Below are 16468 nucleotides of genomic sequence, written 5' to 3' on the forward strand. Positions count from 1 at the left end.
CACACAGTACAGAGGTACTAAATGACGCGCGGACTCGCAGAGTCACGCTACATTTAGTACTACTGATTAGTGAATCATTAAAGACAAAACCAATGGACTTGAACGCCAAAATATACGTGGCCGGCCACCGTGGCATGGTAGGGAGCGCCGTGGTGCGCCGCCTGCAAAAAGCCGGCTACCAGAACATCGTCTACCGCACCTCGAAAGAGCTGGACCTGCGCAGTACGGAGGCCGTGAACAGCTTCTTTGCGGAAGAAAAGCCGGACTACGTGATACTGGCCGCTGCGAAAGTGGGCGGCATCATGGCCAACAACACGTTCCGGGCGGATTTTTTGTTTGAGAATCTGCAAATCCAGAACAACGTCATCCACGCCAGCCACGAGCAGGCTGTGAAGAAACTGTTGTTTTTGGGTTCGTCGTGCATCTACCCCAAGATGGCGCCCCAGCCCATTAAGGAAGAGTACCTGCTGACGGGGCCCCTGGAACCGACCAACGAACCTTACGCGCTGGCCAAAATTGCCGGCCTCAAGCTCTGCGAAGCCTACCGCGACCAGCACGGCAGCAACTTCATTTCGGCGATGCCCACCAACCTGTACGGCCCCGGCGATAACTACGACCTGAACAACTCGCACGTGCTGCCCGCCCTGCTGCGCAAGTTCCACGAGGCCAAGGAGAACAACACCCCGGAGGTGGAAGTGTGGGGCACCGGTACGCCGCGCCGCGAGTTCCTGCACGTGGACGATCTGGCCGATGCCTGCCTGCACCTGATGCTGCACTACAACGGTAGAGAACTCGTGAACGTGGGCACCGGCGAAGACCTCACCATCCGTGAGCTGGTGGAACTGGTGCGCGACATCGTGGGCTACACTGGCAACGTGCGCTTTAACACCGACAAGCCCGACGGCACACCGCGCAAATTGCTCGACGTATCGAAGCTAGCCAAAGCCGGCTGGCGCTACAAAACCGGTCTGCCGGAAGGTGTGCGAACCGTCTATCAGGAGTCGTTTCAAGCTACACCTATCTCATAGTGCAATTCCCTGCGGCAGGTATGTCCCGCCAGTTAGTTACCTTTACGTCCGGAAGCAACTACTTCTGGGCATATTTTCTATTTACTGATTGCTAGTGGACACGATAAACGTTCTAGAAAAACCACAATCCTTGCCAGCTGAAAACAGCCCGCAGGAGGAAAGCTGGACTGAAGTAATTGAGCCCCGTACCAGCCTGCTCGATCTGCGCCTGGGCGACGTTTGGCGCTACCGCGACTTAATCATGCTGTTTGTGAGGCGCGACTTTATTTCAACTTATAAGCAGACGGTACTAGGACCCATCTGGTTCTTTATTCAGCCTATACTTACCACGATTACTTACATGGTAGTGTTTGGGAAAATTGCCAACCTCTCAACCGATGGGCTACCGCAGTTGCCCTTCTACTTGGCTGGCGTTACCATCTGGAACTACTTCGCTACTACTCTGACAGCTACCTCCACGGTGTTCATTAGCAACGCGGCCATCTTTGGCAAGGTGTACTTTCCGCGTCTGACCATGCCGCTTTCAATAGTGATTTCCAATCTAGTTCGCTTCGGTATTCAGTTTGGGCTGTTTCTAGGGGTCTGGGCTTATTATTTAGTCACGCAGAACACCCTGCATCCCAACATATACATGCTACTTACGCCGGTGTTGCTAGTATTAATGGGCCTACTCTCATTGGGCTTGGGAATGATTTTCAGTGCCCTGACCACTAAGTATCGCGACCTAGCCATGCTGCTGGCCTTCGGGGTTCAGTTGCTTATGTATGCCACTCCGGTTATCTATCCCCTCTCACGGCTGCCGCTAAAATACAAGGCCATTATTTTGGCCAACCCGCTCAGCTCTATTGTCGAAACTTTTCGTTACGCTTTTTTAGGCACTGGCACATTCAGCTGGCTTTACTTAGCTTATAGTGCAGTTGTCACAGCAATTATTCTGTTTGCAGGCACGGTTATATTTAACCGGGTTGAGAAAAGCTTTACGGATACGGTGTAATTGTTAAAACCCCTTTCGATTGTCATGGGGAGCCCTACGGTAACAAGAATATAATAGTTACTTGTAGTAGATACGCTCATATGCTATGAAATACCCATCAATCCCGGGGGCGTAGGTTGAATTAGCATTTCGTTTAGCTAAGCCTACAGGCTACAAACGTTGCTTCAACACCATCCCTAAAGAACCTTCTGGAAGCTTACAAATGTGAGCAAGCATAATACTCATGGCTGGAAATTCACTAGTGTGAAAGGCTAAATAGTTCGAGTGGTTTGTAAGGACCACTAGGGTGGTTGAAGCTGGTTAAATTGTTTGTGCCAATGTATTGGTATCCAAAACTTATTATTCTCATGCAAATACCGATCTTCCACACCTATATTCATCCAACAGCAAAACAGCGCGTGGCCGAAGTACTCGACACGACGTTTTTAAGTGAGGGGAAATTAGTAAAAGAATTCGAAGCCCGTTTAAGTAGGGATTTGGGCATGGTTCATCCAGCTGCTCTTAATAGCGGTACTAGTGCCCTTCATCTAGCGATGGTGATAGCGGGCATTGGACCTGGCGATGAGGTTATTTTGTCACCTCAAACGTTTGTGGCTTCTGCTTTGGTGATTTCGCAGCAGGGTGCTACTCCCGTCTTTGCTGACATTCAATACGAGACTGGTAATATTGATCCATCCGATATAGAAAGCAGAATTACAGAGCGCACGAAAGCCATCATGGCAGTGCATTGGGGCGGGTATCCGTGCGACTTGGATGAGATCCACGCCATTGCTCGCAAATATGGGCTGTTGGTTATTGAAGACGCTGCGCACGCGCCTGGGGCTACTTATAAGGGCCGGGCAATCGGTTCTATTTCTGACTTCACGTGCTTTTCTTTTCAAGCGATTAAACATCTGACTACGGGCGATGGAGGAGCCATTTGCTGCCTTGACCCGGTGCTTGTCCAAGAGACTTTTAAGCGCCGGTGGTTCGGTATTGATCGGGCTAACTCGCCCATGTCTGAGCTAGGGGAAAGAGAGTATGATATCTCGGCTGTAGGGTTTAAATATCATCTTAGCGATTACGCAGCGGCGCTGGGCCTAGCTAACCTTGAAGGCTTTAACGAACGACTGGCACGGCGCCGAGCGTTAGTGCGCCGCTACCGGGAAGAACTCGCGAACGTACCAGGGCTTACCCTGTTTGAAGAGAAGGGTGACCGTGAAGGTGCCTACTGGCTATTTGGCTTTCACGTTGAGCAGCGCTTAGCGTTCATTCGCTCACTCAAAGCAAAAGGTATCGTGGCATCAATAATCCACGATGGTATCGACCATAATTCGCTTTTTGGCGGCACTAGGGCCGATTTGGCCAATCAACTCCGTTTTAATAAAACGCAGATTCATATTCCTATCCACGATGCGCTCACCAATGAGCAGCTTGCGTATGTTGTGGATGTCATTAAACAGGGCTGGTAACTATGAAAATTGTCTTATTTGGGGCCAATGGCTTTGTGGGCCGAAACGTAAGTGAAGTACTTCGCGAGAATGGCGTCGAGCCGATTGAAAGCTCTCTTAGTACCGGTCTGGACTTGCGCGACGCTGCGACCACAACTGTATTTCTACGCCAGCACCGGCCCGAGTTTATTATTAATTGCGCGGCGCATGTTGGAAGCCTGAACTACGTAACTGAGCAGGCTGCCACCGTGATTGCCGATAATACCCGCATGATTTTGGGAATGTATGAAGCAGTGGCCCAAGCTTGCCCCCGTGCTATCGTAATAAACCCAGTCGCCAACTGCGCTTATCCTGCTACGTCCAATGTTTTTCGGGAAGAGGAATGGTGGGACGGGCATTTGCACCGCTCGGTGCTTAGCTATGGAGCTACCCGACGGCTACTGTGGGCGGTAGGGGAGTGCTTTATGATGCAGCATGCGGTGCGCAGCATACATCTACTAGTGCCGAACATGTACGGCCCGCACGATTCGACCGATCCTAATAAAGCTCATGCCTTAAATGCATTAATATCTAAGTTTGTGAAAGCCGAAAAGATCGTGCAGCCAGAGCTACCCATCTGGGGTACCGGCGTGGCGGTGCGTGAGTGGCTCTACGCCAAAGACTTTGGCCGCTTGGTGTGGCAGGTCTTACTCCGGCCCGAACGACTCGGTTTGGAACAACCGCTAAACGTGGCGCAGAACGCCGGTCTGAGTGTAAAAGAACTAGTAAATGTTATTCAAGCGAACTTTCATTACCAGGGCCGTATCGTGTGGGATTCTAGCAAGCCTGACGGTGCTCCTCGCAAGGTAATGGATGATGTACACTTTCGAGAGGTGTTTCCAGATTTTGAATTTACTGATTTTCAAGAAGGAATCCGGCAGACAACAGCGGGATATGAGGGAAGATTTCCTTATTGATAAATCTGTTGGTATATCATTAACAATGTATAAAGCAAATAAATGGCGAATTCTAATGCTGGTTTAAGCTCTCAACAATACGATATAGCATTGCTGAAAAGTGTTGGAGACGACGTTTTCATTAGCGCAAACGTCGAGATTAGACGTCCCCACTTAGTATCAATTGGCAATCATGTTGCCATTGATTCTGGCGTTTATATCACTACTGCTGCAACTATTGGGGATTACACGCATTTATCTCCGTATATCACAGTTATAGGAGGAGAAAAAAGCGAGCTTATAATTGAGCACTTTGTAACTATTGCTGCTGGTAGTCGATTTATTTGTGGTTCTGACCGATTCATGGGGGACGGTTTTACTAGTGTAACAGCGCCGGAAGAGTTTCGCGATACTGTTGATTTCGGCACAATTCGCTGCCAACGTTTCGCAGGTATCGGCACCAATGTAGTTATCATGCCTAATGTTATTATTGCTGAAGGTAGTGTAATTGGAGCTTGCTCGTTGGTAACTAAGGATACGGAGCCGTGGACTGTGTACGTGGGGGTTCCGGCCCGGCCTGTCAAAACAAGACCTCGCGACAAAATGTTGGCCTATGCCAAGCAGCTAGGTTATTAATTAAACCAAGCGTAAATAACGGCCGTCTACAAGTTGAATTATGTGCTGACTATATAAAATAATCTTCCTTATCTATGATAGGTTGTGAATCGATTGGTATCCGTTCGCAATTTTGGTGAAGGAATTTAGTAAGGTGTTCACTCAGTATCCTTAATTGACTTAACCCGTAGATTAAGATGCTCGATACCAAATTTATTAGCTGCTAGTATGAATAATGTTGCGATTAAAATCGAAAATTTAGGTAAGCAGTACCGGTTAGGAGAAATTGGTACGGGTACATTGGGTAGTGACCTGACGCGGGCTTGGGCAAAGCTTCGGGGCCGGGAAGACCCATTTGCTAAAGTTGGGGAAACTAACGACCGCACAAAGAAGGGCAACAGTGATTTCGTCTGGTCCTTGCGCGATGTAAATTTTGAAGTCAAGCAAGGCGAAGTGCTGGGTATCGTTGGCCGCAATGGGGCGGGCAAGTCCACGCTCCTCAAGATTCTCTCCAAGGTTACGGCACCGACGACAGGCCGTATGAAGGTGCGGGGCCGCATTGCCTCCCTGCTAGAAGTCGGAACGGGCTTTCACCCCGAGTTGACAGGTAGGGAAAATATTTATCTTAATGGCGCTATCCTAGGCATGAGCAAGTCGGAGATCCGAAGCAAATTCGACGAGATAGTTGACTTTTCGGGCGTAGAGCGTTATATCGACACGCCGGTTAAACGCTATAGCAGTGGCATGTACGTGCGCCTAGCCTTTGCCGTGGCTGCCTTCCTAGAACCTGAGATTCTCATTATTGATGAGGTACTGGCCGTTGGCGACGCAGAATTTCAGAAAAAGTGTCTTGGCCGTATGAAAGATGTAAGTGTTAATGATGGGCGAACTGTTTTGTTCGTCAGCCATAGCATGACTTCGGTTCAGTCTTTATGCAAAAACGGCTTGTTTTTAGAAAATGGCGAAACTCAAGGAGTAGAAGACATTGCGACGCTAGTTGAGAAGTATAATTATGGACAGGGCAATGTTTCCAGAAACGCAGCTGAGTATTTCGGTGACAATCCCATCCATCACTTAGAAACTAAAAATCAAGTTAAAATCGAACATGTACGCTTAGTTAGTAAAAATGGAGAGTCTAGAAATAGATTTAAAACTACTGAGAATATAACAATTGAAATTCAATGGAAGAATATCCGAGGTGTATCATGCTCTCCAAATTTTCAGCTGACAACTCCAATGGGAGTTAATGCTATAATTGCCTCCGATAGTCCGATAGATTGGGACGGTAGCAACAAAATGGCTGTGGGTACATATTTATCCGAGTTTATTATACCCGCTAATCTTCTAAATGCTAATGATTTCTACCTGTCTGTTGCGTTAGATTCGCATAGTCCGAGAGTGTGCTATGAATCACATGTTGATATCTTAAAACTTAGCGTGTGGGACCCAATGGATGAGACATCCATTGCTAGAGGAATGTTCACCTCTGTAAGGGAAGATGTTATCCTATGGCCAGCGCTACAGTGTTCGTTTCAGAAGATAGATTAATGATTAAAGAAATTTAATTTTTTGCGTTGAATATCATGCAACAACCCACTATTTCATTTATGATTTCTACCTTTAATAAGGTGGATTATCTTAAGCTTGTACTAACTGATTTAATTAATAATATTCAAGCAGATGAGGAGATAGTCGTAGTTGACGGTGGGAGTACTGATGGAAGCGTAGAATTCCTGCAAAATTTAGCGGATAGACAGCTGATTCATGCCTTTATTTCTGAGAAGGATTCTGGTGAGGGACATGGATTTAATAAGGCCATTTTACTCTCGAAAGGAAAAATTGTAACTTTCCTAACTGATGACGACGCTTTTAATTACGAGGGATTAAGAGTATGTAAAGCATTTATGCTGGAGCATCCTAAACTGGACTTTCTTTTTACTGGAGGGGCTGATTATCAGTTTCAGCTAACCAATACAATCAATTACTTTACACCGGTATACGAGGAGTGGGTTAAGGAGTATGCACTAAGTAGCAAGGCTTTTTCATTTTGCATGTTGGGTTCTATGATGAATAAATCATCTTTGCCATTACTAGGACTTATTAACCCTACAATAAGAAGGGCTGACGCTGAATTTTCACTTAGAATCACATTCTCAAAAATTAAAATCGCTTTTTACCCACCTCCGTGTTATGTCAGGATTTTAAATAATAATAGCAATTCAGCTGTCTTTAGCAAAAAAATTAAAGAGGAGACAGAAATGCTCAATGCACTTTATGGTGTCTATCTGGATGGGCCACCTCCACAACTAGAACAAACCACCTTTTTGAAACATATAAAAAATATTATAAGGCCACTCTATAGAACCGTTTTCCCTGTTACACTAGTGTCGAACACAGGAAACTCTACTGAAAATAGTACATTCCATCCATTCCCATACATAGAAGCATATGCTTACGCTAAAGAATGGTTGAAGAAAAAGTATCATTTAGAAAGTGATAAGTTTATTAGTAACTTATAAACCTAATTCGAATGTACAAAAATTTGCCTCTGTCTCATTAGATGATTTATCTACCCAAGATATCCATAATTACTCCGAGTTACAACCAAGGTCATTATCTGGAGGAAACAATCTGCTCTATAATCTCCCAGAACTACTTGAATTATGAGCTTATTATTATTGATGGAGCTAGTAAGGATAATACGGTTGAGGTAATCAAAAAGTACGAGGAATATATAACTTATTGGGTCAGTGAGCCGGACCGGGGGCAAAGCCATGCTATTCAAAAAGGCTTAACCCATGCAACTGGCGACATTATTAACTGGATCAACAGCGACGATTTAGTAGCACCTGGGGCATTCCATGCCTTAGCGAAGGAGTTTGACCTTGACCGCTATGATGTGCTGTGTGGGACCTGTGACTATTTTGTCGACGAACTTGCGCATCTCGACAAGCGTAACGAACGGATGGGGGTATTTGCCACCGTGGGCGATACCCTGCTTGCTTGTCATATCAACCAGCCATCAACTTTTTTCAAAGCGTCTGTATTTAAGCAACTAGGTATCGATGAGCAATTCCATTACACAATGGATGTCGATTTATGGTACCGCTACTTGCTAACAGCAGGTCATAGCCGTATCCATCTTTCCGATAAATTGCTTACTTATTTCCGTTTGCACGGGACTTCCAAAACAGTGGTCGACCATTTGAAATTTGAAGGCGATAGAAATAAAGTCTATTATAATGTAATGCTGAGCTTAAATCAGCCACCCGCTTTGCTAGGATTTATGAGCTTTGCAATTTCTGATTTCGAATTGTTTAAACCTACCCGCTACCCAGTAGGGATTCTCGTTGCTGAGGCCAAAACATTCATTCGTACATATGCTTGGTTGGCGGTCCAGTACTATAATGGGAAGCATGACTATCCGGCTGCTCGTGTGTGCTTGCAAGTAGCCCGTCGCTACGGCCAGCCGCTAACCTTAACGGTATTGCGGCAGCTGATCAAGCACTATTTAATTCCAACTGCACTACTGCGCTCGCAATAAATGTGGCAAAGCTTTAGATGCAACAGGCATCATCTTTCACTATGCATAATAAAGGCGTTAAGGTTTCGGTCATAATTACTGTTGACGATGATTTTTCGGGACTACGTGCTACTGTGCAGTCAGTTATCAGTCAAGTTTATCCTGAGGTAGAGTGCATAGTATTGGTCCTCAGTGGCAGCACAGAGTTAACGCATGTCTCGCTCCCCAATGAAGTTGCCTTACTTGTGAACAATGGGGAGGGCGCTGCCGCCTTGCTCCACAGTGGAATTGTGCAGGCTAGTGGCGAGTATATATTGCTGTTGCCTGCCGGAGCTGTGTTGTGCAACGAAAATAGCATTGCCCAATTACTAATTCCAAGCGCATACGCACATGGCATTATCTACGGCAATTTGGAGCGAATTTTCCCAGATGGAAAACAAGATACTTTAACCCTTCCTAGTCAGATTACCGCCGAAACATTCCGTGGCGTTGAGTATAATATCTTGCCAGCTGCGCTAGTGCGCAAGAGCTTGCTGATAAAATACGATTTTTATGACAGTCGTATTAATTATTTGCAAGCCTGGGCTTTTATAGTAAAAGCAGTGCTGCTAGGGCACGAGTCGTACATACATAGCGACATATGCGTGACGAAAGTGGCCGTTAGCCGCACTGGAAATTGGTACAAGCTTTCCAACATTCATCTTATTGCTTTAGAGTACGCCCGGCTTGATACTGAGTTAGCACTTTTTACTCCTGTTAAAAAGGAATCTAGCCAAACCATTGGTGCTCCGGAGCCGAATAGCAGGATAGCAAATGCTTGGCGGCAATCGGCAAGTCATTTCACGAAAAATATCCGCTACTCGTTGCGGTCACTGCGTTCGAGGTTCGAATTGGAGGAGTATAGGAAAAAGCATCATCAGGCATGCTTGAATATTCCAATCATAATCAACAACAGGAACCACGTCACTTACCTGAAAAGGCTAATTGCATCGCTTGAAAAACGAGGTTACCACAACATTCACATTCTCGACAATGCCTCTACTTATCAGCCATTGCTCGATTTCTATAACAACACCCAATACAATGTCTTCCGATTACCAAATAACGTAGGCTTTTGCGCATTATGGGATAGCCCGGTTTTTGATTATTTCAAGGATCAATACTACGTTTATACGGATAGCGATTTGGAGTTGGTAGAAGAATGCCCGGACGATTTTATGGTCGTTATGCACTACTTGCTGCACAAGTACTCTCTGGGAAAAGCAGGCTTTTCTTTATTGACTAATGACCTGCCAGATACTTATGCAAACAAAGCGGAGGTGCAAAAATGGGAGAAACAGCATCAAATAGAAAAGGTTGAACGTTTAGCATTCGCTGCACCCATTGATACTACGTTTGCGTTATACAAGCCCAACACATTTGGACCAGCAGGAATATTAACGGCGTTTCGGACAAGGTTTCCATACAGTGCCCGGCATTTGCCTTGGTACGAAAATACTCGTTTATTGACGCCGGAGCAATCATACTATTATGATAATGCTAAAACATCTTCTCATTGGACTAGTAAAATTAAACGCACATAATTTTACTGTTATGGTCTGTGTTACAATATGAGTCGATATTATTGCTGTAAAGTCAAAATTATTCTTGTAGCATATTAAATAATTTTACTTTCTGTAAAAAATAAGAAATCGCATTTCTTTAAAATTTCACACCATAGTACTCAATCTGAAAAATGAGTATTCTAAACGACGACTTATATGAGCCCAAAAGTCACCGTTATCATCCCGAATTATAATCACGCCCGGTACCTGCCGCAGCGCATTGAGAGCGTGCTCAATCAAACCTTTCAGGATATCGAAGTCATTCTGATGGATGACTGCTCACCAGACAACAGCAGGAATATAATTGAGCACTACGCTGTTCAGAATGAACGCATTCACGTAGTATTCAACGAACAGAATAGCGGCAGTACTTTCAAGCAATGGAACAAGGGTTTCAGTCTAGCCAAGGGTGAGTACATATGGATTGCAGAAAGTGACGACTACGCCGATACCAATTTTTTAGAAACGCTAGTTAAGCAATTAGACCAAGACCCACGCATCGGATTGGCATATTGTGACTCCAATACCGTAGATGAAAATAATGCGCCAATAAACGCGTTGAATAACTTTTACTCCGAGCTTGACCCTGTATTATGGACGCAAGACTTCGTAGTAGATGGCCGGGAATTAATAACCGGATTCATGTCGTACCGAAATATTATTCCCAATGCCAGCGCCGTTGTTATCCGCAAAAGTGTAATAGACAAGGTGGGTAAGGCAGATGAAAAATTTAAAATAAACGGTGATTGGGTATTTTGGGCTGCTATTATTGCTGATGTAAAAGTGGCGTTTGTAGCGGAAAAACTAAACTACTTTAGGTTTCACTTAAACAATGTTCGTAGCAAGACATTGGCTAAAGGCGTGGCGCTAAGTGAACGCTCAACAGTGCTCCGCGCTATGCAAAAGTACGGAAAGGGTAATGGAAAGTTCTTTGATATAGCTGTTAATGATCTTGTCAATACGTGGTTTAGCGAGATGATATTAAATAATATTCCGCTTAAAACTCACATGAAGATTTTTTCTAATTTAAAAAAAGTAAATACTAAATTTTCTAAAGATTTTCTTACTTGCCTCAATAAATATTTTATTAGTAACAATCTAAGCGGCTTAAGGCAGTTCTTGGGCGATGGGTTGCTATATAAAGTATTGAGAAAATAATATATTTTTACTAGTAAAAATTTCAATCGAACTTAATTATTAAGCTGAGCCGAAGTCTCTCTCCCGTGCTAGTTGGGTCATTCGACGAAGCGAAATAGATGGTTGGGCTGCGCTTCGATTGGCGTTTGATTGTGTTTCCTAAATAGTTCCAATATATTAGTGTTGCTTCATCGCAATGCCATAGTGGTTGTTTAAATGATTTCAATAATTATCTGCTCTCGCGATTCAGAAACGTTGCGCAACGTTTCTCTAAATGTGGAGCAAACCATTGGCGTCGCCCACGAGGTTGTCGCCATTGACAACAGCCGCGGCGAGTACGGGATATGCCAGGCCTATAACCTAGGGGCCAAGCGGAGCAAGTACGATGTCCTGTGCTTCATGCACGAAGACCTGTGCTTCCACACACCCAATTGGGGCGGCAAAGTGGCCGAGATATTGAGCGACCGCAGCATCGGCGTTTTAGGGGTAGCGGGCGGGATGTACCAGCTCAGGGCCCCAGTGCCGTGGTGGTTCATGGGCACGGCCTACATGCGCGAGCAAGTGTTGCACTCGGTGCCCGGCGAAGCTTCGACGCTGCACTTCGTCAACCCGCAGGAACAAAGCCTAGCCGATGTGGCGGTGGTGGATGGGCTGTGGCTCTGCTCGACCAAAGCGGTGTGGGAGCAGCACCCCTTCGACGAAAAGACCTTCCCGGCGTTCCACTTCTACGACATGGACTACTGCACGTCCATCTTTCCCCACTACCGCGTCTGCGTTACTTTCGATATCTTAATTGAGCACTACTCCAAGGGGTCCATTAACGAAGCGTGGCTGGCAAATGCCCTGAACTACCAACGTAAATGGAAGCAGCAGCTTCCGTTTGGCGTGATAAAAATAGCAAAGGAGCAAAACGCCGAGTTAGAGCGCCGCGGAATCTTGGATTTCATAGACAAATTCATTCCCAGCAAAATACCTTCTGGAAAAATAGTCAGCTCTTTTGCGCAATTGCTTTCGATTGCTCCGTTGAGCCGGGAGTCGCTCGGCATGGTTAGGCGCTTTGTTCGATTACGCCTCCTGCGTTAATGCTATTCCTCTGACGCTCGGTTATCAAGTCCCTCTCCAATTTAAATTGGGCACCGAATAAGTTTAAAATAAAGCCAGCTGTGATGAATTCTGCCACCAAACACGTAGTAGTGTATCTAGCTCATGGTACAGAAAGTGTATACCATCAGACGGTATTTTCTATTCTTACGCTGTACTATCACACCAAAGGTGATTTTAAGGATTTCGCAGTAGTCCTGTATACGGATAATCGTGCGTTTTTCAGCCCTTACCTCAGCGATACCGGTGTAATAATTGAAGACCTGACCAAAGAACAGATAGTTGAGTTTATGGGGGAACGCAACTTCATCCATCGAGTTAAAACGTTCATTATCAAAGACTGCTTCAATAAGTATAAAAAGGATACGTTGTATTTGGATGGCGATACTATGTTTATGGTGAACCCAGCTGGTTTGCTAAAGCAAATAACGCCTGCTTGCAGCGTAATGAATTGCGATGAATACGATATGCACGATGGGGGCGTACACGAATTGCAGCATTGGTTTGACTTACGTACGGCGCTGAAAGCAAATGCTTTCACGCTCCATACCAAACAGTTTAAAATACCCCTGGCCACGAGAATGTGGAACGCCGGTATTTTAGGCATAAGCTATGCCAACGCGCATTTGCTGGAAGACGTAATTGATCTGACGGACCAGCTATATGCTAAATGCCCGCTGTTCAACGTCGAGCAGTTCGCAACTTCTTTTATATTGCAAAACCATGCAACTGTAATTTCGTCGGGTGACTACATCCTCCACTATTGCTACGGCGGCGTAAAAAGTATGTTTACGTACCATTTGGGCTTGTTTTTTGCGCAGCATAAAAATAAGAGTGCGGAAATGCTTTCCCAGTTGGCATTTGAATTTTCTCAACGTTTGGATACACTTACTGCCCCACCCACCACTCCAAAAGAAATGACCATTCTGGACCGGGCTGTGCTGCGCCTGCAGCTAGTAAAGGAAGTGGCATTTACTGGGGGGCTGCGCAGCAAGTGGTAAATTTACAGGGAGGGTTTAACTAAGGTATTAACTAGAGCTCACCCCTCAAGATTTTAATCGTCACGCAGCGCAAAGTGTAGGGGGCGAAGTATTTCTTCCTTATTAGTAACTCAATTGGCACAGCGGCTCAACTTCGCCCTGTGTGCCGGTTAACATGCAGCCAGACGGCCTCCTAAATGGCTTTATCCTTCGGTTGGGTATTAGGCGCTATTGCTCCGGGCTAAAATTTAAACGGTTAATCCACCCACTCTTTTTGCTCGATGCCAAAGGTCTCAGTTATTATCCCTAACTACAACCATGCGAAATACCTCGTGCAGCGCATTGAAAGTGTGCTGACGCAGACTTTACGCGATACGGAAGTAGTGATTCTAGATGACTGTTCCCCCGACGATAGCCGCGAAATCATTGAGCGCTATGCTCGACAGGATGACCGAATTCGTATGGTTTACAATGAGCAGAACAGCGGCAATACCTTCAAGCAGTGGAACAAAGGAATCGGGGAGGCAACTGGCGAATACGTATGGATTGCCGAGAGTGACGACAGTGCTGACCCCAATTTCTTGGAGGTGTTGGTTGCGCGGCTAGATGCCGATTCGGCCATTGGCATAGCCTATTGCGACTCGTGGCTAACTGACGAAGCCAACACAGTTAACTTAACCGATCGGGGGTACTTGCACCGAGTAAATCCAGGGCAATGGGCGCATAGTTTCACTTGCGATGGTATTGACCTGATAAGACGTTACATGTCTTTCGTGAACGTGATTCCCAATGCCAGCGCAGTGGTGCTCCGTCGTTCGCTATTGGCTGAAATTGGTCCGGCCGTTACCGACTACAAGCTGGCCGGAGACTGGTTGTATTGGGGGCGTATTCTAGCGGTTACCAAGGTGGCCTACGTGGCAGAGCGACTTAACTATTTCCGGCAGCACACCAACAATGTGCGATCCAAAGTAAAAGGCGGTAATGAGCTGCTGCAATTCTCCTACGCAATTAGCCAGATGCGGCAGTATGGTGAGCCCAATGCCGAAATGTATGCGCTAGCAATGGCGCGTAATTTTGAGTGGTGGTTTTATATTATGGTCTATTCAAACTTCTCTGCGCACAATCATTTGAAAATATACAAAAACTTTGCTTATAAGAATAAAAGTTTTTCCACATTATTTATTAAGAAAGCCTTCCAATTGATATGCAAAGACAAATTTAATGGTTTGAAGCACATTGTGGGTGGTAAAATACTCAAGAGGACCTCGTTTTCACCGCCTCACTGGTTCTCTGTATAAATTAGTGCCGCTTACGTAAAATACACAGTGATATAAAAGTTGTTTTAAGAAACCGTCAGCACGCTATGTTTCGGTTTCTGCTTAATGCGTAGAATGCTTGACATGGCGTTGTATTTTGAATGTCCAGGCTTTCTAAACAGCTACATAGGAAAGTATTCCAAAAAATATTCGATTTATTCATCATGTATGATTTATGCTATAATTTTCAGTTCTAAAATTTAGAGTTGTTCGTGATGAGTAAAAAAAATAATGTCCAGCTTGCTTTGGCTTTCGATGATAAGTACATAACTCCATTCTATGTATTGCTGGCATCATTATTTATCAATAATAAACAAAACGAGGTGGTTATTCACACCATAGTTAGTGGTATTACTGATAAGGATAAAAACGATATCACCACTTATGTTCAAGAAAACAACAGCGAAATAATCTTTTACGATATTGATTTAGATTACGTGTCCAAGCTAATAGTGCCGGAAAAAGATGAAAATCCTTTGACTGGTGCGATGTATTACCGTCTGTTTTTTCCCTTCTTGGTGCCAAGCGAAGTTCAACGGCTCCTTTACATTGACGTGGACACGTTAGTAGTGGGCGACTTGGCCGGCTTGGCCGCGCTCGACCTTAACGGCAAGACAGTGGGGGCCGTGACCGATAGAGACATGCCTGTGCGCTCCGACATCGGTATTCATTCGGTAGAGCACTACTTCAATTCAGGTGTTTTGCTTATTGATATTGCGCAGTGGAAAGCCAACCGCATTTCTGAGAAGGCTCTAAAGATTATTAGCGAGGAACCGGACCTGATAAAAGGCTATCCTGACCAAGACGCGTTGAATATGGCCCTGCGGAATGATTGGTACCAACTGGAGCCCAAGTATAATGTAATGCGTCTCTACGTGCCTGAAGCGGTACCAAAACGGGGGTTTGGTAGTTTTTTGCTGGACCAAAAAATTATTCACTACAACGGTAAGAAGCCGTGGTTCAGCGACTGCGAGCACCGGCTGCGGCACGTGTACCAGCAATACGCTCGGCTCTCGCTGCGGCCCGAGGCGAGCCACGTAACCAACGTGCAGCTCCCGAAAGACAAGCGCGCCAAACTGCGGCGGTCTCGGATGATAGAATTCTATTTTGACCACCCCGAGCTGGTGACGGTGTGGCGGCGGCTGAAAGCGCTGGTGGGGCGGTGATGCCCGTGCGGTAGGGCCCCACGGTCTTCGTGCCGTACTTTTGGCAGTGCCGGTTGGCAGCGCAATTTTATGAATATCCTGATATCTACGTGGTCGTTGCAAGTGGGGGGCGGCGAGATCCTGGCCATGAACTTGGCGGCCGGCCTGGATCGGCTGGGCCATCAAGTCACTATTTTTAACCAGCGGGCCGAGTTACACGACGCCGCCCTGGTGCAACGGCTGCTGCCGCCGAGCGTGCGGGTGCTGTCGATGGCCGACCGGCCCGGCCGCAGCTACTTGGCATACAAGCTGAATGCGCTGGGGCAACGGCTAGGGCTGCGCTATTCCTTCTACGAACGGGCCCAGCAGGCTTACTTCCGGGATTGCCTGGCGCGCTTTAAAATTGAGTTGGTAAACAGCCACGCCACGTATTCGGACCGGCTGTGCGCGCCGGTGCTGCGCGGTATTGGTATTCCCTTGGTCATCACCGAGCACGGCGAATACACGATGTTTGTGCGGGCGGGGCGGCCGCTGGATTTTGCGCCCACCCTGCGCCAGGCCGCGGCCGTGGTAACGGTTTCGGACTATTGCCGGCACGTACTGCAAGGGGCTCTGGAAGCGCTGCCGCCCGTACAGACCATTTTCAACGGGATTCGGGTG

The 16468-nt window shown here is 46.2% G+C and carries 14 protein-coding genes and 1 pseudogene; all 15 read left to right on the top strand.

Translation table 11 applies throughout. The features are described 5' to 3' along the window. The first annotated feature begins 92 nt into the window (after positions 1-92). A complete protein-coding gene (locus tag BEN49_RS06605) occupies positions 93-1028 on the top strand; it encodes a GDP-L-fucose synthase family protein (protein WP_070742267.1) in 936 nt (311 codons plus the stop codon). A 94-nt stretch (positions 1029-1122) separates the two neighbouring features. Further along, positions 1123-2022 carry an ABC transporter permease gene (locus BEN49_RS06610; protein ID WP_239691843.1) on the top strand — a complete coding sequence of 300 codons (900 nt, stop codon included), beginning with the start codon at positions 1123-1125 and terminating at the stop codon, positions 2020-2022. A gap of 347 nt (positions 2023-2369) precedes the next feature. After that, positions 2370-3473 (top strand): DegT/DnrJ/EryC1/StrS family aminotransferase, encoded by a 1104-nt coding sequence (locus BEN49_RS06615; protein WP_070742305.1) that lies wholly within the window; start codon positions 2370-2372, stop codon positions 3471-3473. Positions 3474-3475: 2 nt separating this feature from the next. Continuing rightward, on the top strand, positions 3476-4408 hold the full coding sequence (locus BEN49_RS06620) for an NAD-dependent epimerase/dehydratase family protein (RefSeq protein ID WP_070742268.1): 933 nt from the start codon (positions 3476-3478) through the stop codon (positions 4406-4408). Positions 4409-4450: 42 nt separating this feature from the next. Continuing rightward, a complete protein-coding gene (locus BEN49_RS25410; protein ID WP_083325841.1) occupies positions 4451-5023 on the top strand; it encodes an acyltransferase in 573 nt (190 codons plus the stop codon). A 207-nt stretch (positions 5024-5230) separates the two neighbouring features. Then, the gene (locus tag BEN49_RS25415; protein WP_083325842.1) at positions 5231-6550 is read left to right on the top strand and encodes an ABC transporter ATP-binding protein; all 1320 of its coding nucleotides are present in this window, start codon (positions 5231-5233) and stop codon (positions 6548-6550) included. 35 nt (positions 6551-6585) lie between these two features. Continuing rightward, positions 6586-7521 (top strand): glycosyltransferase, encoded by a 936-nt coding sequence (locus BEN49_RS25420; RefSeq protein ID WP_125916575.1) that lies wholly within the window; start codon positions 6586-6588, stop codon positions 7519-7521. 41 nt (positions 7522-7562) lie between these two features. Continuing rightward, positions 7563-8546 carry a glycosyltransferase family 2 protein gene (locus tag BEN49_RS06625; protein WP_070742269.1) on the top strand — a complete coding sequence of 328 codons (984 nt, stop codon included), beginning with the start codon at positions 7563-7565 and terminating at the stop codon, positions 8544-8546. A 41-nt stretch (positions 8547-8587) separates the two neighbouring features. Further along, positions 8588-10108 (top strand): glycosyltransferase family protein, encoded by a 1521-nt coding sequence (locus BEN49_RS26655; protein WP_125916577.1) that lies wholly within the window; start codon positions 8588-8590, stop codon positions 10106-10108. 177 nt (positions 10109-10285) lie between these two features. Then, positions 10286-11287, top strand: coding sequence for a glycosyltransferase family 2 protein (locus BEN49_RS06630; RefSeq protein ID WP_070742270.1), 1002 nt, complete (start codon positions 10286-10288; stop codon positions 11285-11287). A 195-nt stretch (positions 11288-11482) separates the two neighbouring features. Continuing rightward, positions 11483-12349: a glycosyltransferase gene (locus tag BEN49_RS06635; RefSeq protein ID WP_070742271.1), complete on the top strand. Its 867-nt coding sequence runs from the start codon at positions 11483-11485 to the stop codon at positions 12347-12349. Positions 12350-12429: 80 nt separating this feature from the next. Beyond that, positions 12430-13368, top strand: a complete 939-nt coding sequence (locus BEN49_RS06640) for a hypothetical protein (RefSeq protein WP_141765624.1) — start codon at positions 12430-12432, stop codon at positions 13366-13368. A 260-nt stretch (positions 13369-13628) separates the two neighbouring features. Further along, complete coding sequence (locus BEN49_RS06645; RefSeq protein ID WP_070742273.1) at positions 13629-14645, top strand: glycosyltransferase family 2 protein; 1017 nt, start codon at positions 13629-13631, stop codon at positions 14643-14645. A 233-nt stretch (positions 14646-14878) separates the two neighbouring features. Further along, positions 14879-15829, top strand: coding sequence for a glycosyltransferase family 8 protein (locus tag BEN49_RS06650; RefSeq protein ID WP_125916579.1), 951 nt, complete (start codon positions 14879-14881; stop codon positions 15827-15829). A gap of 69 nt (positions 15830-15898) precedes the next feature. Next, a pseudogene (locus BEN49_RS30820) lies at positions 15899-16459 on the top strand (glycosyltransferase family 4 protein); the annotation flags it as partial. Positions 16460-16468 lie beyond the last annotated feature (9 nt).

Source organism: Hymenobacter coccineus (assembly GCF_001816125.1).
Taxonomy (GTDB): Bacteria; Bacteroidota; Bacteroidia; order Cytophagales; family Hymenobacteraceae; genus Hymenobacter; species Hymenobacter coccineus.

Excerpts from the sequence above, each read along its gene's own strand:
- BEN49_RS06605 (WP_070742267.1), top strand. The coding sequence starts at position 93 with ATGGACTTGAACGCCAAAATATACGTGGCCGGCCACCGTGGCATGGTA.
- BEN49_RS06615 (WP_070742305.1), top strand. The coding sequence starts at position 2,370 with ATGCAAATACCGATCTTCCACACCTATATTCATCCAACAGCAAAACAG.
- BEN49_RS06620 (WP_070742268.1), top strand. The coding sequence starts at position 3,476 with ATGAAAATTGTCTTATTTGGGGCCAATGGCTTTGTGGGCCGAAACGTA.
- BEN49_RS25410 (WP_083325841.1), top strand. The coding sequence starts at position 4,451 with ATGGCGAATTCTAATGCTGGTTTAAGCTCTCAACAATACGATATAGCA.
- BEN49_RS25415 (WP_083325842.1), top strand. The coding sequence starts at position 5,231 with ATGAATAATGTTGCGATTAAAATCGAAAATTTAGGTAAGCAGTACCGG.
- BEN49_RS25420 (WP_125916575.1), top strand. The coding sequence starts at position 6,586 with ATGCAACAACCCACTATTTCATTTATGATTTCTACCTTTAATAAGGTG.
- BEN49_RS06625 (WP_070742269.1), top strand. The coding sequence starts at position 7,563 with ATGATTTATCTACCCAAGATATCCATAATTACTCCGAGTTACAACCAA.
- BEN49_RS26655 (WP_125916577.1), top strand. The coding sequence starts at position 8,588 with ATGCATAATAAAGGCGTTAAGGTTTCGGTCATAATTACTGTTGACGAT.
- BEN49_RS06630 (WP_070742270.1), top strand. The coding sequence starts at position 10,286 with ATGAGCCCAAAAGTCACCGTTATCATCCCGAATTATAATCACGCCCGG.
- BEN49_RS06635 (WP_070742271.1), top strand. The coding sequence starts at position 11,483 with ATGATTTCAATAATTATCTGCTCTCGCGATTCAGAAACGTTGCGCAAC.
- BEN49_RS06645 (WP_070742273.1), top strand. The coding sequence starts at position 13,629 with ATGCCAAAGGTCTCAGTTATTATCCCTAACTACAACCATGCGAAATAC.
- BEN49_RS06650 (WP_125916579.1), top strand. The coding sequence starts at position 14,879 with ATGAGTAAAAAAAATAATGTCCAGCTTGCTTTGGCTTTCGATGATAAG.